The following is a 1232-nucleotide window of genomic DNA, read 5'->3' as shown; positions in this document are numbered from 1 at the left end:
GACGCCCTGGCCGCCGCCGACAAGCAGAGCCGGCTGCAACAGGCATGACGTCGCGCGACGATGCAGAGTGAAACGATGAGGAGAAGCGCGACAACCCAGCTCAGCCTGCGGCGCACGATCGACGATGCTGCGGCCACCCTTGCCGAGGCGGGAATCGATTCTGCGCGTTGGGATGCCGAACAGCTGGCCGCGCACCTGGCGGGCACCGATCGCGGACGCCTATCCCTGCTCGACCCGCCGGACGCGGACTTCCTGGGGCGCTACCGCGATGTCGTGGCCGCGCGCTCGCGACGTGTTCCCCTGCAACATCTGCTGGGGACCGCGGCGTTCGGGCCCGTCCTCCTGCACGTCGGCCCCGGGGTTTTCATACCCCGCCCGGAGACCGAAGCGCTGCTGGAATGGGCTAGGGCACAACAACTTCCGCCGCGACCTGTCATCGTCGACCTGTGCACGGGGTCGGGCGCCCTGGCGGTGGCGCTGGCCCACCACTTGCCCGGGGCGCGAATCGTCGCCATCGACAACTCTGACGCCGCCCTCGAGTACGCCCGCCGCAACGCGCAAGGCACGGAGGTCGAGCTGATCTGCGCCGACGTCACAGAGCTGGCCGGCGAGCCGGGCCCGCTCGCCGATCTGGATGGCCGGGTCGACCTTGTGGTGGCCAACCCGCCCTACGTTCCCGATGGTGCTGTGCTGGATCCCGAAGTCGCGCAACATGATCCGCACCAGGCCGTCTTCGCCGGCCCGGACGGAATGGCGGTGATCGCGCCGCTGCTCAGCCTCGCCGGTCGCTGGCTGTGTCCGGGAGGACTCATCGGCGTCGAGCACGATGACACCACCGCGGCGCAGACCGTGGAATTGTTCGACCGCACAGGGGCATTCGACGACGTCCGGGCCCGCCGAGACCTGACCGGGCGGCCACGGTTCGTCACGGCCCGCAGGAGAGCGGAACGGGGGAGGGGCGGCGCCCATGACTGACGTCTTCGACTGTGCGGATCCCGATCAGCGCTCACTCGGAATCGCCGCCGCCGCGGCAGCGCTCAAGGGTGGCCGCCTGGTTGTCATGCCGACCGACACGGTCTATGGGATCGGCGCCGATGCGTTCAACAGCGCGGCGGTCTCCGCGCTGCTGTCGGCGAAGGGGCGCGGGCGCGACATGCCGGTGGGCGTGCTGGTCGGCTCCTGGCACACCATCGAGGGGCTCGTGTACACCATGCCGGACGGGGCCCGCGACC

Annotated in this window: 2 protein-coding genes; both read left to right on the top strand. The window is 70.4% G+C overall.

Annotation, left to right across the window (positions count from 1 at the left end; genetic code table 11):
* The first annotated feature begins 75 nt into the window (after positions 1-75).
* Positions 76-975, top strand: a complete 900-nt coding sequence (gene prmC / locus A5659_RS14380) for a peptide chain release factor N(5)-glutamine methyltransferase (RefSeq protein WP_231997833.1) — start codon at positions 76-78, stop codon at positions 973-975.
* A partial coding sequence (locus A5659_RS14375) for a Sua5/YciO/YrdC/YwlC family protein (RefSeq protein WP_197498016.1) occupies positions 968-1232 on the top strand: 265 nt, incomplete at its 3' end. The genes prmC and A5659_RS14375, both read left to right, overlap by 8 nt.

The sequence above is a fragment of the Mycobacterium sp. 1165196.3 genome (assembly GCF_001673415.1).
Lineage (GTDB): Bacteria > Actinomycetota > Actinomycetes > Mycobacteriales > Mycobacteriaceae > Mycobacterium > Mycobacterium europaeum_A.
Note: the sequence above shows the minus strand (reverse complement) of the source record. Positions and strands in the feature narration are given on the sequence as shown.